This window comes from Brevibacterium sanguinis, assembly GCF_003315415.1.
Lineage (GTDB): Bacteria > Actinomycetota > Actinomycetes > Actinomycetales > Brevibacteriaceae > Brevibacterium > Brevibacterium celere_A.
In genome coordinates, this window is sequence record NZ_QNSB01000009.1 from 86,392 (window position 1) to 103,572 (window position 17,181).

A 17,181-nucleotide genomic window follows, 5' to 3' on the forward strand; every position below is an offset into this window, starting at 1 on the left:
TGTCAGGTTATCCGATCGAGATCCCTCTTCGGAATGATCGTCAGGCTCAGCAGCGGGGCAAGGGCGACGGCGGCGAAGGCCAGCGGGTATCCCCACAGGGTGATGAGTGCTCCGAGGCCCGGGCCGAGTGCCGCGGACATGACGAACTGGCCGGTGTTCTGGGCGCCGAGGGCCTTTCCCGCCCACCGGCCTCCGGCGGCTTCGGCCACCGAGGCGAAGGCGAGCCCGTTGTCGGCCACCGAGATCGTCGCCGCGAGGATGAACACGATTCCCGCGACGAGCGGCATGGGCTCGAGGGAGACGAGGGCGACGCCGCTGACGAGGATGACAGCGAGCACCGCGACGATGCGCATGAGCCCGACCCGGGAGTCCACCCTGTCGGAGATGCCGCCGACGACCATCCGGCCCAGCGCTCCGACGAGCTGGGAGGCGGCCACAACGCCGCCGGCGAGTCCCGCGTCGAGGCTCTGGGTGCTGATCAGCCAGATGAGGCCGTAGGTCGAGAACGCGAACTGCGGGATGACGAGGAGCGCGGAGGCCGCGTGGATCCTCCACAGGAAGGAGTCGCTGCGGTAGGGATTCTGCGCCGCGGCGACCGGCCCGGCGGATTCGGTCTCCGCGGGAACCACCTCGGCGTGAGGGGGATTGCGGATGACGACCACGCACACGAGCGCCATGACTCCGTTGACGGCGACGATGAACCACAGGTACCCGGCAAGACCGTGGTCCGCGGCGATGGGCGGGACGGCCAGTGCCGCCACGCTCGTGCCCAGTGGCGGTGCCATCTGCCGGATGCCCATGGCGAGTCCGCGCCGGTGACGGGGGAACCACCCCATGATCATGCGTCCGCTCGCCGAGTTCACCGAGGCGGCCGCCGCGCCCGAGGCGGCGATGAGCACCGTCATCCACAGCGGGGAGCCGACGAGCGGCAGGGCGAGACGCGTCGACAGGGCCGTGAGCGTGATGCCGAGGATGATTGCGAGACGTTCACCGAAGCGATCGGCGAAGGCGCCCCAGGCGATGAGGGTGAGGATAAGCCCGTAGCTCGGCGCGACCGCGATGGTGCCCGCCTGCGTCAGCGAATATCCGAGCTCGGTGCTCAGGTGGGGGATGAGGAACGCGGGACCGGTGATCGCGACCGTCGCCGCCATCTGCGCGACCACGCTGATGACGAGGATGACCCACGCTTGTGCACGGGGCGCATTCTCGGTCATACCTCGAGGTTAGACGGGTCCGGTTGCCTGCGGGGGCCATGTCTCGGATCGCGGCGGGAGCTCCGGCCGGTATACAGTGTCCTCGGTGCTTCGGTGCCGCCCCCCTATAGCCCAATCGGCAGAGGCAGTCGACTTAAAATCGATTCAGTGTGGGTTCGAGTCCCACTGGGGGGACCAGGAGACGGACCATGCTGTGCCGGGATCACTGCCGTGCTCGGTTGGCCGCGCCCGCTTCCCCTCGGGCATGATGTCCCTATGACTTCGATGCTCCTCTCACCCGGGAATCCGCCGCAGCCTGTGACCGGCGCAGACGATCCGAGGGTGGGCGCGACCGCCGGTCCGGCGATGGTCGTATCCACCGAGGGCTCGCTGCCCTCGGAAACCTGTCCGGAAGGATCGCTCTCGGTCACCGACCTCGATGCGATCTCCACCCTGAGCGCAAGGCCCCTGGCCTATCGGGAGGCCGGCCGGCCGTGGCATGTCATCGGCTATGAGGCTGCCGATCACTGGTCCGCCCTCTCCCCCGACCTGCGCAAGCGCCTGCTCACCGATCGGACCGCGGTCCTCGACGTCGAGGACTTCAAGGCGACGACGGGCGGCGCGAGCGCATCGATGATCACGCAGAGCTGGGTCTACTCCGGCCGTCCGCGTCGGTACCGGATCGCCGGTGAGCTGCGGGAGCTCACCGAGGTGCTCGCCGCGATCGGCTCTCATCAGGACCGCTGTCGCGCTCACGGCTGTCGGTGATCGCCGAGGCATTGAGTTCGGCCCACCGGCGAAGCGTGGAGACGGGTTCGCGCAGAGACCGTCCGAGGTCCGTCAACCGGTATTCGACGCGTGGCGGCACCTCGGCGTGTGCCTCTCGGGTGATGAGCCCGTCGGCGGCGAGCGATCGCAGAGTCGAGGTGAGCACTTTGGGTGTGATGCCCCCGATCGCCTGGCGGATCTCGTTGAAGCGCAGTGGTCCCGACTCGAGGATGTCGATGATGAGCACGGTCCACTTGTCCCCGATCCGGTCGAGGATCACCCGAGTCGGACAGTCCGGGTCGAAGGCGTTGCCTTCCCAGCTGATTCCCATCGAACGACTCCATTAGTATCTTTGAGGTACGTGATATCTCAAGGATACCGTCGAGGCGTCACCACCACCAACGACGTAAGGACTCACCATGAGAATCGCACTCTTCGGAGCATCGGGAATGGTCGGCTCACGCGTGGCGAAGGAAGCCACTGATCGCGGACTCGAGGTCACCGCGATCACTCGCTCGGGCACGGAGGTTCCCGGTGCGAGCCGGACCATCCAGGGCGACATGGGCGACGCCGCATTCGCCGCTGCGGTCGTCACCGACCACGACATCATCGTCTCAACGACCGGCCCGAGCCGCACCGGAGGCGACCACGGCGAATGGCTCGACGCTGTCAGGACCATCGCAGCCGCGAGCGGTGACAAGCGGATCTTCGTCGTCGGCGGCGCAGGGTCTCTCCTCGTCGACGGCGTCATGCTCAAGGACTCACTCGACTTTCCGGAGATGTACAGGGCCGAGGCCGAGACCGGTGCGCGTGCCCTGGAGATCCTGCGCTCCGGCGACTACTCGCCCTGGACGCTCATCTCTCCGGCCCCGGTCATCGCCCCGGGCGAGCGCACCGGCACGTTCACCCTCGGCCTCGATTCGCCGGTCGGCGACACGATCTCGGCGGAGGACTTCGCGATCGCCATGGTCGATGAGATCGAGAACCCGCGGCACGTCGACGCCCGCTTCACCGTCGCGAACTGACTTCCTCCTCGCCGAGGTGGCGGCCAGGCATCCGCCCGACAGTCACCTCGGCGCCCGTGGTCAGTGCAGCGCATAGTCGCTCGAGGAGATCTCGAAGCCGTGGCCCCCGTTCGTGCACACGACTCCGCGCTCCTCATCGGTCGTGCAGGTGATTCCCCGGACGATGAGGATCTGGCCGTAGCCGAGCACCTCCGTCTCGGCTCCCCACTCTCCCGTGTCCGAGAGCAGGCTGTAGACGGGGTCGCCGTAGGCGGTGAACCGAGCCGGGCCCGAGTCTGCGAGCTCGATCGCGGTCGGCTGCTGCTGAGCGCCCATATAGTCGACCGTCGGAAGGTCGTCGGGAAAGCTGTGGTTGTCGCAGCCGACGCGGTCCTCGATGAAGCCGCACTGATGCTTCCGGGTCTCCGTCGTGAAGTAGACGTCTCCGCCCGATCCCATCCCGTTGCCGAGGTAGTCCCACGGTGCGACATGGTAGCCGGCGGGCACGTCGACCGAGGCAGGGCGGACGAAGAACTTCTGCCCCGCCTTCTCGCAGACGATGGTGAGCGAGTAGTCGGTGATCTCGGTGTCCATCGGGAACAGGCACGACCAGCCGAGCACGTCGGTGCCGTGTCCCTCGACATGCAGGGAGTCGTCGTCGCGGCCCTGCGCCATCGCCTCCAGTGCCCTGATCGCCTCGGCGCACTCGGTCCCGGGAGTGCCCTGGTACACCTTCGACTCGAACTCGGCGGGGGCCTGCCCGCAGTGTCCGGCCGGCAGGGCATCCCGCTCGACGAGGTCCTCGCCCTGACGGGAAGCGGCTCCGGTCCCGGCCGGCGGATCCGCGGGAGTCGTCTGCGTGGCGAGAGGCTGCCAGGGCGGAGCGCTGCAGCCGGCCATGAGGAGGGCCAGCGCCCCCAGGATGATCACTGCACGTGTCCTCATCCACCCAGGCTACCGTGCGTCGTCCGCGGTGAGGGCGGTCAGCGGCGTCTGTCGGGTCCGGGCACGACAGACGCCGAGGCGGTGCCGCGGGTCAGCGGCACCGCCTCGGCGGGTCAGTCATCAGTTCGAGCTCACGAACCTGCGCAGCGGATCAGGCGTTGGCAGGTTCCTTCTTCTTCTGCGGTGCCGGCTTCGAGTTCGCGGCTTCGACGAAGTTCTTCCGCGGAACGTCGAGGTCGACGAGCGGGAGGTTGTCGCGACCGAGTACGGCGTTGAGGATCCAGTTGCCGAACACCTTGACCTTGCGGTCGATGCTCGGGATCGCGTAGCCGTGGTAGGCGCGGTGCATGAGCCAGGCGAGGAATCCGCGGGCTTCGAAATCACCCATCTGCGAGACGCCCTTGTACAGTCCCAGACCGGCGACGGAGCCGATGGTCTTGTGGAAGTACTGCTTGAACTCGGTCTCTCCGCGCAGAGCGGCGAGGACGTTGGCGGCCAGGACGGGGGCCTGACGCACGACGTGCTGAGCGTTCGGAACGCAGTAGCCGCCGACGCCTCCGCCGGACAGGTCGGGAACGGCGGCGTTGTCGCCGGCGGCCCAAGCGCCCTCGACGACTCCATCCTCGCCCTCGACCCGGAGATCGGCGCGCACGGTCACGCGACCGCGTTCGTCGATCGGCAGGTCCGAGTCGATGAGGAGCGGGTTGGCCTTGACGCCGGCCGACCACACGATGGTGTCGGCGTCGAACTCCTCGCCGCTGGAGAGCTTGACGCGCTTGTCCGTGCAGTCCTTGAGGAAGGTCTCGAGGTAGACGTCGATGCCTCGTTCGCGCATGTGCTCGACGACCCAGCGGGCCTGCGCCTCGCCGACCTCGGGCATGACGCGATCCATCGCCTCGACGAGCACGAAGCGGACGTCGGCGTCGGTGAGGGTCTCGTACTGGGCCACGGCCGAGCGGACGACGTCCTCGAGTTCGGTGAGGGCCTCGATGCCCGCGAATCCGCCGCCGACGAAGACGAAGGTGAGAGCCTTGCGGCGCTCGTCGTCGTCCTCCATCAGCGAGGCGTCCGCGACGCGCGAGAGGAGGTGGTCGCGCAGGGCGACGGCTTCCTCGATGCGCTTGAGGCCGATCGCGTTCTCCTTGAGGCCGGGGATCGGCAGCACGCGGGCGACGGAGCCCGCGGCGAGGACGATGTGGTCGTAGTCGAGTTCGAACGCTTCGTCGTTCTCGGGCTCGACGACGACGTACTTGTCGGCGTGGTTGATCGAGGTGACCTTGGCGGTGATGACCTCGGCGCCGGGCAGATTGCGGCGCAGCGGCACGACGGCGTGACGCGGTTCGATCGAGCCCGCAGCCACCTCGGGGAGGAAGGGCTGGTACGTCATGTAGGGATTGGGATCGACGACCGTCACGGTGGCTTCACCGCGGCCGAGATTCTTCAGCAGATTCTGTGCGGTGACCAGACCGAGGTAGCCGCCGCCGACGACAAGGATTCGTGGACGCAGTTTCGAGTTTCTGATGAGTGCCATGAGCCCATCCTAGAGCCTTGTGAAAACATTCACGAATTCGGGGCGCCAGCCCAGATCAGGCCCGCAATCGGGCGAAATCTCAGCGGCGTCGGCGACGGTGCGACAGGCCCGCTGCGACCAGCAGGACCAGGGCTGCGAAGCCGCCGACGGCGAGGACGGAATAGCCGAGGATCGGCGTCGACTGGGAGGACACGACGTCCTTCGGGGCGACCGCCTTCGGGCTGCTCTCCTCGTCGGGAGCCGCGGTTCCGGTCTCCGATGCGTCCGCTGAGCCCCGCCTGTGCATCTTCACCCAATCGGCGAGCGCATCGGCGGCGCTCGGCACCGACTTCGGCACATCCGCCTCGATCGCGGCGACGGGGTCGAGCCGGCCCCAGCCGACGATCGGGTCGGGCTTGTCGGCGGTGCTCCGCCCCTTGTGGCCCTCGACCGGCTTCGCGGTGGTGAGCAGCTTGGCGGTCACCTCGTCGGCACTGAGGTCGGGGTTCTCGGCCCGCATGAGCGCGGCCACCCCGGAGACCACCGGGGAGGCGAAGGAGCAGCCCTGACCCTCGGCGTAGCCGCCCGAGTAGTACGGGATGGGAATGTCCGCGGCCGGGCCCATGAGGTCGACGGCGGTTCCCGGAGCGGTCGATTCGCCGAGCACCCTGCCGTCCTTGCCCAGTCCTCCCACGCCGACGACGCCGGGCACGGTCGAGGGCGACCAGGCCTGCGTCGCCCCCTGGGAGGCATTTCCCACGCAGGCGATGACGACGACGTCCTTCTCGTACGCGTAGGCGAAGGCCTCGTCCCAGCTCTGCGGCCAGGCGGGATCGTCCCAGCCGAGGGACATGTTGACGACCTTCGCCCCGGAGTCCACGGCCCATCTCAGGGCCTTGGCGGCCTGGTCCCTCGTCGAACCGGAGTCCTTGGGCCGGTCCGGTCCCAGCCACATCGAGGCGGAGAGGATCTCGGCGTCGGGCGCGACTCCCGTGGGGCCGGCTCCCCCACCCTGCCCGGCGATGACTCCGGCGACCGCGGTCCCGTGATGGATCGTGTCCTGACCGCCGATCGGGGTCGTGCCGTCCTTGCCCAGGCCGCTGAAGTCCTTGGACTCCCCGACGACGTCCTTGAGGTTCTCGTGGTCGGCGTTGACGCCGGAGTCGATGACGGCGACCTTGACGCCGTCGCCGGTGGACGTCTCCCACAGCTTGTCGATGCCGTAGTCCTTGATGAACCACTGGCCCGGCCCGGCCTTCGGCGCGGCCGCGACCGACTGCGCGGGCCCCATGACGAGTCCGAGCACGAGAAGGGAGACGCAGGCGAGTCTCGCCGCCGCCTGTGCGCGGTGAGTCGAGGATCGGGCGCTGCGGACGACCGGGACCGAGATCATCAGCGGCTCCGCATCACTGGGGCGGCCGCGTGAGGTCGAGGGCGATGCCGTCGAGGATGTCGGTCTCCGAGACCGTGATGTCGAGCTCCGCACCCGTCGACACGACCGCGGCATCGATCCGGCGGGCGACCCGGGAGAAGAGGAGTCCTCCGGCGCCGATGACGTCGACGCGGCCCGGGTGCATGTACGGCAGTGCGGCCCGGGCCTCGCGGTCCATGCTCAGCAGCTCGTCGGCCTGGCGCTCGATGTCGCCGACGTTCAGATGCGCGCCGTGGATCCGCTCCCGCTGGTAGCTGTCGAGTCCGAGGATCCCCGCGGTCAGGGTGGTCACGGTTCCGGCGACGCCGATGAAGGTCCGGGGAGCGGAGAAGTCGAGGATCGTCGCGGCCTGATCGAGGTGTTCTTCGATGTCGGCGACTGCGGCCGCGATCTGCTCGGAGTCGGGGCGGTCGGTCGCCATGTGCCTCTCGGTCAGTCGCACCGAGCCGATGTCCATGCTCACCGCGGATTCGACGCCGCTCGTGCCGAGGACGAGTTCGGTCGAACCGCCGCCGAGGTCCATGACCATGAATGGTCCGGAGTCCATGCCGCGGCCGACGGTGGCGCCGAGGAACGACAGCTGCGCCTCCTCGTCTCCGGTGATGACATCGGGCACGACCCCGAGTATCCGGAAGATTCCGGCGAAGAACTCGTCGCGGTTCTGTGCGTCCCGGCTGGCGGAGGTGGCGACGAAACGAAGCTTCTCGGGCGAGAACTCGGCGGCCGCCTCGGCGAACTCCTGGGCTGCCGCGAACGTGCGCTCCAGCGCCTCGGGCGCGAACTCACCGGTCGCGTCGACACCCTGGCCGAGCCGGACGATGCGCGTCTCCCGGCGCAGCTCGTGCAGGTTCCCGTCCTCGTCGACGTCGGCGATGAGCAGGCGCAGGGAGTTGGTCCCGCAGTCGAATGCAGCTACACGCATGGATTGGTCCTGTTTCTCGAATCGGTCCTACGGCTCGTCGGTCGTGTTCCCAGCCTACTCGCTGGCCTCGTTCGCCGAGGTGGTGGTCCCGTCCGGGTCCTCGTCGGCCTCGGCACGGGTGACGGCGGGGGTGGGCACGTCGGTCATCAGGGAGATCGCCCGGTCGCCGATGGGGTTGACCCCTGGTCCGGCGGCCAGCGCGTGTCCGACGAGGGCGTGCAGGCATTTGACCCGCGTCGGCATCCCTCCGGCGGAGAAGTCATCGATCTCCTTCACCTCGGCGATTCCGGCCCGCGACCCGATCGCCGACCGCGTGGCCAGATACTCCTCGTGGGCCTTCCGGTAGGATGCGGCGAGCTCGTCATCGGTCGTGAGCTCGGCCGTCCATTCGGCCATGATCCCTGCCGCTTCCAGGCGCGAGCACTCGGCGACGAACGCGGGATGGGTGAGGTAGAACGTCGTGGGGAACGGGGTCCCATCCTCGAGGCGCGGAGCAGTGGCGACGACGAGGGGCTCGCCGGAGGTGCTGCGGGCGGCGATCCCGACGACCCCGCGGGGAATGCGCCCCAACTGCTCTCGGAGAGTGGCGAAATCCGCCTCGGTGCACTCTGTGATCATCAGCCCTTCTCCACGGTATTGCCGACCTCGTGTATCGACTCCAGCAACTCAAGGTACCAGGCCTGCTTGCCCCCGGTTCGCTCCGCCTCCTTCTCGTCCTCCGATCGGGGCTCGCGATTGGTGACGATGACGGCGTTCTTGCCCTTCTCGACGTAGTACTGCTCTTCCCTGGCCTTGCGCGCGATGTAGGTGGGGTCCTTGAGCTGCTCGTTCTTCTCCTCCAGAGCCTCGACTTCCGATCGAGTGGAATCGATCTCATTGTTGAGCGCGGCGATCTGCTGGGCCTGCTTGAGCGCGGAATTGATCGAGGGCAGGAACATGACGAGGACGAGCGCGATGACGACGAGGAAGATGCCCGTGCGCCAGGACACCCGGCGTCGGTCGCTCGGGGCGTGAGCCTCCACCACCGGAGCAGGGCGTCGCCGAGGTGCGGCTCTGCCCGGAGCCGATCGCGGTGCGCTGTTCTTGGGCTTGCTCGGGACCATGTCTCTTTCCGCTGCAGCCGAGGATTGGGAAGGCGGCGGCAGCACTTCCAAGTGTGCCGTGTTCGCCATCCCGGTGCGAGGATTTCCGTGTCATGGCGTGTTCGGTCCCGCCATCCGAAATGCCGCGTCCGCAAAGAGGTGCGGGGCCGCTCGCGACGGTCCATCTCACACTCCGCACCCCGAGCTGCACAACGCCCCGAGCCGGCGGCAGGGCGTGCGGCGCAGGCGACCATCCCGCACCCCGCACCGGCGGCCGCACAACCTCTCGTTCGCCGCGCACTCCCTGCCAGTAGCTGCACACCACCCCGTTCGCCGCACACTGCCTACCTGTAGCTACACACCACCCCGTTCGCCGCACACTGCCTACCTGTAGCTACACACCACCCTGATCGCCGCGCGCTCCCTCCCGGCAGCCGCACACCATCCCCGTCCTAGGAGGAGGAATGGCGCTGACGGTGGGGTATGCGAACGCGCCGCTCGCGGTACCACTCACTGCGCCGGCCATCGACGCCACGTCCGAGCGCTTTATCCACAGAGTTATCAACAGGTTTTAACAACGTGGTTGACGAAAGTCTCTGTTTGATGGAGTTTGTTGTCATGTACAGAATTCTCACCACGCAGGACCTCACGCGACTCGGATTCACCTCCGAGGAGATCCGGCGCGCCCGCCGATGCTGCCTCCTCCGACTCTCTCGAGGTGTGTACGTCGCTCGCCACGTCTGCACCATCCACAGTCACCGGCCCTTGTGGGCGAGCATCGAGGAGAACGCTCATGACGAGTTCACCCGGTACGGTGACATCCGCGATCAGACCGAAGCGCTGCATGCCGCCGTCATGGCACGATGCGAACTGAAGTTCCGCCGACGCCAGGATTCCGCAGGCGATCACAGATCATCCGGATATGCCGCGGCTCCTGGACAGCGCAGCGAGGAGAAGCCTGAGATCTTCTCACACGTGTCGGCCGCGCTCATTCACGGGCTGCCCATCGCCTACCCGGTCACTCACCAGGTCGAGGTGTTCCGTCCAGGCGTCGACCGGCGGTTCAAGAGCATCCATGTGCGCAGCAGCACGGTGCCGAAGAAGCACCAGGTCCGCGTGATGGGGGCTCGGGTGACGACCTTGGAGCGGACGCTCATCGATGTCGCGCGCAGCTACAGCCTCGATATCTCGGTCGCAATGCTCGACAGCGCTTTGCATCGCAATCTCACGACGCTGGACCGGATCACCACGACCTTGTCGGAATGTGCGGAGAAGAGGAACACCAAGAGGGTTCGTCTCGCCCTCGACCTGGCCGATGGCAGGCGCGAATCCCCCGCCGAGTCGATCGCGGCGGTCAGGTTCTATCAGCACGGCCTCAGCGGACTCGATCCGCAGGTGGTCCTCGGATCCGAGTCATTCAGCGTCCGCGTCGACTTCTGTCACCGCAGTGCTCGGTTGATCGTCGAGGTCGATGGAATCGGCAAACTGTACCTCGGTTCCGGCGTACCCCGTGAGGAACTCGAGAAGGAGCGCCGACGCGAGCATTGGCTCCGCGAACACGGCTACCGCGTCATCCGCATCACCTGGAAGGAGCTCTTCCAGGAGCGCAAGTTCCAGGAGATCAAGCAGGTTCTCATGCGCGCGGCGTGAACACTCGGCACCCTCAGGCAAAAAACTTCGCGCTGCACGGAGGCGCATTGCGGCCAGCTGTCGGACGTGGAGAGCCTGCCGTAAGCAGTGCGGCCGAATGTAGGACTTGCCGTGCCGCGCGTGGGCAGTGCGCTGCATAGGGCCTGCGGCGCACGGTGGGCAGTGCGGCAGTATGCGCCGAGGCGGGGGCGAGGCGAGCACTGCGGCTCGTCCCACCCCCGCCTCGGCGAGGTTCCGATCCCCGCCTCAGCGGGGTTCGGGTCGTTCGGCTCAGGCCTGGAAGCGCGGGAACGCCTTCCGGCCGGCGTAGCGGGCGGCATCGCCGAGCTGCTCCTCGATGCGCAGGAGCTGGTTGTACTTCGCCACGCGCTCCGAGCGGGCCGGTGCGCCCGCCTTGATCTGGCCGGCGTTGGTCGCGACGGCGAGATCGGCGATCGTCGTGTCCTCGGTCTCACCGGAACGGTGCGAGATCATCGTCGTGTAGCCGTTGGTCTGCGCGAGGGAGACCGCGTCGAGGGTCTCGGTGAGGGTGCCGATCTGGTTGACCTTGACGAGCAGCGAGTTGGCGGTGTCGTTCTCGATGCCGCGCTGCAGGCGCTCGGGGTTGGTGACGAACAGGTCGTCGCCGACGAGCTGGACCTTCGACCCGACCGAGGCGCTCAGCGTCGCCCAGCCGTCCCAGTCGTTCTCATCGAGCGGATCCTCGATCGACACGAGCGGGTACCGGCCGAGCAGATCCTCGTAGTAGGCGGCCATCTCCTCGGCCGACTTCTTCGCACCCTCGAACTCGTAGGCGCCGTCGCTGTAGAACTCCGACGAGGCGACGTCGAGGGCCAGCGCGATGTCGCGTCCCGCCCGGTGGCCGGCGGCGTCGATGGCCTCGAGGATGAGGTCGAGCGCGGCGGCGTTGGATTCGAGGTTCGGAGCGAATCCGCCCTCGTCGCCCAGCCCGGTCGCCAGTCCGCGGTCCTTGAGCACGTTCTTGAGCGCGTGGTAGACCTCGACGCTCCACTGCAGTCCCTCGTGGAAGCTCGCGGCGCCGATCGGGGCGATCATGAATTCCTGGATGTCGACGTTGGAGTCGGCATGGGAGCCGCCATTGAGGATGTTCATCATCGGCACCGGCATGACGTGCGCGTTCGGTCCGCCCAGGTACCGGTAGAGAGGCAGGTCCGCCGACACCGCAGCCGCACGGGCGACGGCCAGTGAGGTGCCGAGGAGGGCATTTGCGCCGAGCCGGGACTTGTTCGCGGTTCCGTCGAGTTCGATCATCGCCTGGTCGACGAGACGCTGGTCGTCGCTCTCCAGGCCGACGATGACCTCGTTGATCTCATCGATCACCGCATCGACGGCGCTGGTGACGCCCTTGCCGAGGTAGCGCTCCGGGTCGCCGTCGCGCAGCTCGACAGCCTCGAACTCACCGGTGGACGCACCCGAGGGCACTCCGGCGCGACCGACGGACTCGTCGGCCAGCAGCACTTCCACCTCGACGGTGGGATTTCCCCGGGAATCGAGGATCTCACGGGCATTTGCGGCAATGATCTCAGCCACTGACAACTCCTTCGTATTGGTATCACATGGGGAACATGCGCCTGCAGGCCAGCTTAGTGCACCTGCGAGCCCGGCTCATTTCGGTCCGCGGGCACGCGAGCGCCCGACTCAGTCGGCTGGATGCGAGTGCTCGACTCAGTCCGCGGGCACGACGAGCGCTCGGCGCAGCCGGGCCGGCGTCTCCGGATCCATCCCCTGGTCGAGCAGGTAGCCCTCGACTCCCCGATCGCCGTAGGCCTCGGTGATGCGATCGAGCGTCGCCGCGAGGAGCTCCGGGGGTGCCGCCGTCGCCGTGGTGGCGAGATCGCCCGAGATGCCGGCATCGGCGAAGTCCCGCATGATCGCCTCGAGGAAGGCCCCGGACAGGTGCTGCTGAGTGACCGAGTACTCGGCGAGGATGTCCTCCCGGTCGACTCCGAGAAGCTCGTGGATGAAGGCCGCGACCACTCCGGTGCGGTCCTTGCCGGCCGAGCAGTGGAAGACGACACCGGATTCGGCGTGTTCGGCGATGGTGTCGACCGCGAGCGCCAGCCGCGGCCCGAAGTGCGAGATCATCAGGGTGTAGATCTTCTCCAGCGACCGGTCGGTGAGGTCCATGCCGGTGACCTTCGCGGCCTTCTCCATCTCCTCCCGGCTCGGGCGCTTCGCGGGGAAGAACTGGTCCTCGAAGACCGGCAGCTCGATGTACTCGACGTCGAGCCCGTCGAGCGCATCGGGGAGCTTCGCCCGCTCGCCGATGTCGCGCAGGTCGACGACCGTGCCGATGCCGAGCCGTGCGATCTGCGCGCGCGACCTGTCGGTGAGCTGGGCGAGCCCGTCCGCCCGGAACACCGCTCCGGTGGCCACGGACAGTCCCCGCGCCGAGGCGATCGGTGCGTCGGTCTCCCCCGCTGAGCTCAGGCGGAAGTCGTCCGAGCCGTCGAGGCTCGCGAGCACCGCGGCCTTCGCCGGGGTCGAGATCGGCGCTCCCCCGATGTCGCGGAAGTTGAACGTTCCTTCGATGTCGATGCGGTCGAGACTCATCCCGCGGCGTCCTTCCGTTGCTTCTCCAGAGACTTGATGCGACTGTACTCGGCCTCGACGGCGGCGAGCGGAGCCATCGTCGAGTCGTCGGCTCCCTCCCCGAACGCGAACGGGTGCCTGCGGACGAGCTTCTCCTCGAGCCGGTCGACGATGAGCTGCAGCGTCCGACCGTAGGGGGTGCCGCCTGCCGCGCTGTCGTTCGTCCCACCGTCGACACTGTCGCCGCTCTCGTCGAGCAGGGCCGAGTGGAACAGCACCTGGTAGAAGACGTCGCCGAGTTCCTCGATGACCGCATCGCGGTGCCTCGCGGTCGGTTCCGCCCGGTAGTCCTCAAGCGCCTCGATGAGCTCCTCGGTCTCCTCGCGGGCGAACTTCTCGAGGCTCTCGTGGTCCTGCGCACTCGACCACGGGCAGCGCCTGCGCAGGGTCGCCATCGCCTCGACCACGCGGTCGAATCCGGCCGCGCCCGTCATCCGCTCACCTCGGCGGGTTCGGCCTTGACGACGGGAACGATGGCGTCGAGGAACTGGTGGGCCCAGCGCAGGACATCCGAGTCGGTCATCTCCTTGGCCCCGAACCCGTCACCTGCCAGCGGCTTCGGCACGAGCACGGAGCGGATCGTCGGCTTGAGCAGGGACTTCGGGTACAGCCGCTTGAGGCGCACGACCTGCGAGTCGGCCAGTTCGAGCGGCCCGAACCGGATGAAATTGCCCTGCATGACGATGTCGCTGACGCCGGAGGCCTTCGCCCGGATGCGCAGTCGGGCGACATCGGCGAGGACGCCGACGGGTCCGGGATAGGGCCCGTAGCGGTCGACGAGTTCGTCGAGGACCTCGCGCAGCTCCTCCTCGTTCGCCGCGGCCGCGAGCTTCCGGTACGCCTCGAGTCGCAGCCGTTCGTGGTCGACGTATTCGGCGGGCAGGTGCGCGTCGACGGGGAGCTCGATGCGCATCTCTGCTTCGGGCTCGGTGGCCTCTCCGCGGAAGTTCGCGACCGCCTCCCCGACGAGGCGCACGTAGAGGTCGAACCCGACTCCTTCGATGTGCCCCGACTGCTGACCGCCGAGGAGGTTGCCGGCTCCGCGGATCTCGAGGTCCTTCATCGCCACCTGCATTCCGGCGCCGAGCTCCGTGTGCGCGGCCAGGGTCGTCAGCCGGTCGTGGGCGGTCTCCGTCAGCTGGGTGTCACGCGGGTAGAGGAAGTAGGCGTAGGCGCGTTCGCGACCGCGGCCCACCCGTCCGCGCAGCTGGTGCAGCTGGGAGAGCCCGAACCTGTCGGCCTGGTCGATGATCAGCGTGTTCGCGTTCGCGATGTCGATTCCCGTCTCGACGATCGTCGTGCACACGAGGACGTCGTACTTCTTCTCCCAGAAGTCGACGATGACCTGTTCGAGTCGCTGCTCGTTCATCTTCCCGTGGGCGATCGCGATCCGCGCCTCGGGGACGAGCTCGGCGATGTGACCGGCGATCGACTCGATGTCCCTGACCTTGTTGTGGATATAGAAGACCTGCCCCTCACGCATGAGCTCACGGCGGATCGCGGCCTTGATCTGCTTGTCATCGTACTTGCCGACATAGGTGAGCACCGGGTGGCGCTCCTCGGGCGGGGTCGCCAGGGTCGACATCTCGCGGATGCCGGTCACCGCCATCTCGAGGGTGCGCGGGATCGGCGTCGCCGACATCGCGAGGACGTCGACGTTCGTGCGCATGGCCTTGAGCGTCTCCTTGTGCTCGACGCCGAAGCGCTGCTCCTCGTCGATGATGACGAGGCCGAGGTCCTTGAAGCGGACCTCTCCGCTGAGGAGGCGATGGGTGCCGATGACGAGGTCGAGCTTGCCCGCGGCGAGGTCCTCGACGACTTTCTCGGACTCCTGCTTGGTCTGGAACCGGGAGAGGGCCCCGACCGTGACGGGGAATCCGGAATAGCGCTCGGCGAAGGTCTCGAAGTGCTGCTGGACGAGGAGGGTCGTGGGCACGAGGACGGCGACCTGCTTGCCGTCCTGGATCGCCTTGAATGCCGCGCGCACCGCGATCTCGGTCTTGCCGTAGCCGACGTCACCACAGATCAGACGGTCCATCGGAACCGTCTTCTCCATGTCGGCCTTGACCTCGTCGATGGTCGTGAGCTGGTCGTTCGTCTCGACGTAGTGGAAGGCGTCCTCGAGCTCCCGCTGCCAGGGGGTGTCGGGGCTGAAGGCATGGCCCTGTGTGGCCTGCCGCGCCGAGTAGAGGCGGACGAGCTCCCCGGCGATCTCCTTGACCGCCTTCCGCGCCTTCGCCTTCGTCGACTGCCAGTCGGCGCCGCCCATCTTGTTGAGGCTCGGGTTCTCCCCGCCGACGTACCTGCTCACCTGGTCGAGGGAGTCGCTGGGCACGTAGAGCCGGTCGCCGGGCTGGCCGCGCTTGGCCGGGGCGTACTCGATGATGAGGTATTCGCGGGTGTGCTTGTTCGGACCCTTGCCGCTCGTGCGCTGCGTCATCTCGACGAACCGGCCCACCCCGTGCTGCTCGTGGACGACGAAGTCGCCGGGCGTGAGGTTGAGCGGATCGACCTGGTTGCGCTTGCGGCGGGTCGGCAGTCGGCGCATGTCCCGCGTCGAGGTGGCCGCCGCCCGTCCGAGCACGTCGGCTTCGGTGAGCACCGCGAGCTTGAGGTCGTCGAAGACGAAGCCGCCGAAGGGAGCCGCCGTCGTCACCGTGACGACGGCCTCGGCGAGGTCGGTGGGATCGTCGACGAAGGTCGCCGGCAGCCCCGCTTCCGAGAACACCTCGACCATGCGCAGTCCCGGGCCCTGGCCCTCGGTGAGGACGAGGATGCGCCACCTGTCGTGGATGAGGCCTCTGACGTCGGCGAGGATGGCCTCGACGTCGCCGGCATAGCCGCGAGGGGCGCGGGCGGGGACGGCGAAGACGTTGTCGGTGGCGGTGACGAGGTCCTCGTCCGTCGAGAATCCTCCGAGCTCCCACCATGCGAGGCCGATGAGCAGGGCGCCCTCGCGCATCTCATCGACGGTGCGGAAGGTCGCCGCGGAGAGGTCGATGGGCGACTCGCCTCCTGCGGCGGCCCCGGACCAGGCGGCCTCGAGGAACTCGTTCGTCGTCACGACGAGGTCGGCGGCCCGCGCCTGGACCCGTTCGGGCTCCGTGATGACGATCTTCGTGCCGGCGGGCAGGAGCGCGATGAGCGGCTCCATCCCGTCGGCGAGCACGGCCGACAGCGACTCCATTCCCTCGACCGCGACCCCGCCGGCGATCTTCTCGAGCATGTCGGCGGCGGACGGCAGTGCCGGGGCCAGCTCGGCGGCCCGTCGGCGGACGGAGTCGGTGAGGAGGAGTTCACGACACGGCGGGGCGACGAGGCTGAGCGGTGCCGCATCCGCCTCGGCGGGGATGGAGCGCTGGTCGGAGACGGCGAACTCCCGGATCTCGTCGACCTCGTCGCCGAAGAACTCGATGCGCAGGGCGTGGTCGGCCGTCGGCGGGAAGACGTCGACGATTCCGCCGCGCACGGCGTACTCGCCGCGGCGGGAGACCATGTCGACACGGGAGTAGGCGAGCTCCGTCAGTCTCTGGGCGAGGTCGTCGATGCCGTACTCGTCACCGCGGGCCAGTTCGATCGGCTCGATCTCCCCGAGGCCCTTGACCAGGGGCTGGAGGAAGGCGCGGACCGGGGCGATGATGAGCGCGAGCTCCTGGCCGGGCCTGGGATGCGTGAGCCGGCGGAGGATCGACAGCCGCTGGCCGACGGTGTCGGAGCGCGGCGAGAGCCGCTCGTGCGGCAGGGTCTCCCAGCTGGGGAAGACCGCGATGGACTCCGCGGGGATCCAGTCGGCCATCGAGCGCGCGAGATCCTCGGCCTCGCGGGTCGTGGCGGTGACGATGAGCTGGGGCGCCGACGTCCCCGACCCCGAGGTCTCGACCGTCCTGCGCAGGATCGAGGGCCACAGACCCCTGATCGCATCGATCGTCCCCCCGGTCGTCCCCGGGTCGGAGAACGCCTCGACGAGGTCGTTGATGGTCGGGTTCTGCCGTGTGAGATCGAGTCCGTTGAGCACCACACAAGTCTAGAACACGGCACTGACGCGGGAAGGCGGCGACCGCG

Annotated in this window: 15 protein-coding genes and 1 tRNA gene; 4 read left to right on the forward strand and 12 right to left on the reverse strand. The window is 68.0% G+C overall.

The window, feature by feature from the left end; translation table 11 throughout:
- Positions 1 to 2: 2 nt before the first annotated feature.
- Positions 3 to 1,214, reverse strand: a complete 1,212-nt coding sequence (locus tag DFO65_RS13065; RefSeq protein WP_113904881.1) for an MFS transporter — start codon at positions 1,212 to 1,214, stop codon at positions 3 to 5.
- 100 nt (positions 1,215 to 1,314) lie between these two features.
- Here DFO65_RS13065 and DFO65_RS13070 point away from each other — a divergent pair.
- A tRNA-Leu gene (locus DFO65_RS13070) sits at positions 1,315 to 1,391 on the forward strand.
- 78 nt (positions 1,392 to 1,469) lie between these two features.
- Complete coding sequence (locus DFO65_RS13075) at positions 1,470 to 1,961, forward strand: hypothetical protein (RefSeq protein WP_113904882.1); 492 nt, start codon at positions 1,470 to 1,472, stop codon at positions 1,959 to 1,961.
- Here the strand turns inward: DFO65_RS13075 and DFO65_RS13080 are convergent.
- Positions 1,897 to 2,292, reverse strand: coding sequence for a winged helix-turn-helix transcriptional regulator (locus tag DFO65_RS13080; protein WP_113904883.1), 396 nt, complete (start codon positions 2,290 to 2,292; stop codon positions 1,897 to 1,899). The two genes, DFO65_RS13075 and DFO65_RS13080, sit on opposite strands and share 65 nt — an antisense overlap.
- An 88-nt stretch (positions 2,293 to 2,380) precedes the next feature.
- Here DFO65_RS13080 and DFO65_RS13085 point away from each other — a divergent pair, with 88 nt between their 5' ends.
- Entirely contained in the window at positions 2,381 to 2,986 is a 606-nt protein-coding gene (locus DFO65_RS13085) for an NAD(P)-dependent oxidoreductase (RefSeq protein ID WP_113904884.1), read from the forward strand.
- 60 nt (positions 2,987 to 3,046) lie between these two features.
- Here the strand turns inward: DFO65_RS13085 and DFO65_RS13090 are convergent, their stop codons facing one another.
- The 6 genes from DFO65_RS13090 to DFO65_RS13115 form a co-directional block, all read right to left on the reverse strand.
- Positions 3,047 to 3,910, reverse strand: a complete 864-nt coding sequence (locus DFO65_RS13090; protein WP_147233362.1) for a hypothetical protein — start codon at positions 3,908 to 3,910, stop codon at positions 3,047 to 3,049.
- Positions 3,911 to 4,061: 151 nt separating this feature from the next.
- Entirely contained in the window at positions 4,062 to 5,441 is a 1,380-nt protein-coding gene (locus DFO65_RS13095) for an NAD(P)/FAD-dependent oxidoreductase (RefSeq protein ID WP_113904886.1), read from the reverse strand.
- A gap of 79 nt (positions 5,442 to 5,520) precedes the next feature.
- Positions 5,521 to 6,813, reverse strand: a complete 1,293-nt coding sequence (locus DFO65_RS13100; protein ID WP_113904887.1) for a S8 family serine peptidase — start codon at positions 6,811 to 6,813, stop codon at positions 5,521 to 5,523.
- 13 nt (positions 6,814 to 6,826) lie between these two features.
- Positions 6,827 to 7,774 (reverse strand): Ppx/GppA phosphatase family protein, encoded by a 948-nt coding sequence (locus DFO65_RS13105; RefSeq protein ID WP_113904888.1) that lies wholly within the window; start codon positions 7,772 to 7,774, stop codon positions 6,827 to 6,829.
- Between the two features lie 54 nt (positions 7,775 to 7,828).
- Positions 7,829 to 8,392 carry a DUF501 domain-containing protein gene (locus tag DFO65_RS13110; RefSeq protein WP_181778726.1) on the reverse strand — a complete coding sequence of 188 codons (564 nt, stop codon included), beginning with the start codon at positions 8,390 to 8,392 and terminating at the stop codon, positions 7,829 to 7,831.
- The gene (locus DFO65_RS13115; protein ID WP_245940750.1) at positions 8,392 to 8,796 is read right to left on the reverse strand and encodes an FtsB family cell division protein; all 405 of its coding nucleotides are present in this window, start codon (positions 8,794 to 8,796) and stop codon (positions 8,392 to 8,394) included. The genes DFO65_RS13110 and DFO65_RS13115 overlap by 1 nt, the downstream gene beginning before the upstream one ends.
- Positions 8,797 to 9,339: 543 nt before the next feature.
- Between DFO65_RS13115 and DFO65_RS13120 the strand changes: the two genes are divergently transcribed.
- On the forward strand, positions 9,340 to 10,506 hold the full coding sequence (locus DFO65_RS13120) for a DUF559 domain-containing protein (protein ID WP_245940755.1): 1,167 nt from the start codon (positions 9,340 to 9,342) through the stop codon (positions 10,504 to 10,506).
- Positions 10,507 to 10,776: 270 nt separating this feature from the next.
- On the opposite strand, the gene eno is transcribed toward DFO65_RS13120, so the two are convergent.
- From eno to mfd, 4 genes are all read right to left on the reverse strand, one after another.
- Positions 10,777 to 12,057, reverse strand: coding sequence for a phosphopyruvate hydratase (eno, locus tag DFO65_RS13125; protein ID WP_113904892.1), 1,281 nt, complete (start codon positions 12,055 to 12,057; stop codon positions 10,777 to 10,779).
- A gap of 135 nt (positions 12,058 to 12,192) precedes the next feature.
- Entirely contained in the window at positions 12,193 to 13,080 is an 888-nt protein-coding gene (locus DFO65_RS13130; RefSeq protein ID WP_113904893.1) for a tyrosine-protein phosphatase, read from the reverse strand.
- Positions 13,077 to 13,553 (reverse strand): MazG nucleotide pyrophosphohydrolase domain-containing protein, encoded by a 477-nt coding sequence (locus tag DFO65_RS13135; protein WP_113904894.1) that lies wholly within the window; start codon positions 13,551 to 13,553, stop codon positions 13,077 to 13,079. The genes DFO65_RS13130 and DFO65_RS13135 overlap by 4 nt, the downstream gene beginning before the upstream one ends.
- Entirely contained in the window at positions 13,550 to 17,137 is a 3,588-nt protein-coding gene (mfd, locus tag DFO65_RS13140) for a transcription-repair coupling factor (RefSeq protein WP_113904895.1), read from the reverse strand. The genes DFO65_RS13135 and mfd overlap by 4 nt, the downstream gene beginning before the upstream one ends.
- Positions 17,138 to 17,181 lie beyond the last annotated feature (44 nt).

Bases quoted from the DNA above. Each gene is read 5' to 3' on its own strand.
- DFO65_RS13090 (WP_147233362.1), bottom strand. From the start codon at position 3,910: ATGAGGACACGTGCAGTGATCATCCTGGGGGCGCTGGCCCTCCTCATG.
- DFO65_RS13130 (WP_113904893.1), bottom strand. From the start codon at position 13,080: ATGAGTCTCGACCGCATCGACATCGAAGGAACGTTCAACTTCCGCGAC.
- DFO65_RS13110 (WP_181778726.1), bottom strand. From the start codon at position 8,392: ATGATCACAGAGTGCACCGAGGCGGATTTCGCCACTCTCCGAGAGCAG.
- DFO65_RS13075 (WP_113904882.1), top strand. From the start codon at position 1,470: ATGACTTCGATGCTCCTCTCACCCGGGAATCCGCCGCAGCCTGTGACC.
- DFO65_RS13105 (WP_113904888.1), bottom strand. From the start codon at position 7,774: ATGCGTGTAGCTGCATTCGACTGCGGGACCAACTCCCTGCGCCTGCTC.
- DFO65_RS13085 (WP_113904884.1), top strand. From the start codon at position 2,381: ATGAGAATCGCACTCTTCGGAGCATCGGGAATGGTCGGCTCACGCGTG.
- DFO65_RS13080 (WP_113904883.1), bottom strand. From the start codon at position 2,292: ATGGGAATCAGCTGGGAAGGCAACGCCTTCGACCCGGACTGTCCGACT.
- DFO65_RS13120 (WP_245940755.1), top strand. From the start codon at position 9,340: ATGCGAACGCGCCGCTCGCGGTACCACTCACTGCGCCGGCCATCGACG.
- DFO65_RS13065 (WP_113904881.1), bottom strand. From the start codon at position 1,214: ATGACCGAGAATGCGCCCCGTGCACAAGCGTGGGTCATCCTCGTCATC.
- DFO65_RS13100 (WP_113904887.1), bottom strand. From the start codon at position 6,813: ATGATCTCGGTCCCGGTCGTCCGCAGCGCCCGATCCTCGACTCACCGC.
- DFO65_RS13135 (WP_113904894.1), bottom strand. From the start codon at position 13,553: ATGACGGGCGCGGCCGGATTCGACCGCGTGGTCGAGGCGATGGCGACC.
- DFO65_RS13095 (WP_113904886.1), bottom strand. From the start codon at position 5,441: ATGGCACTCATCAGAAACTCGAAACTGCGTCCACGAATCCTTGTCGTC.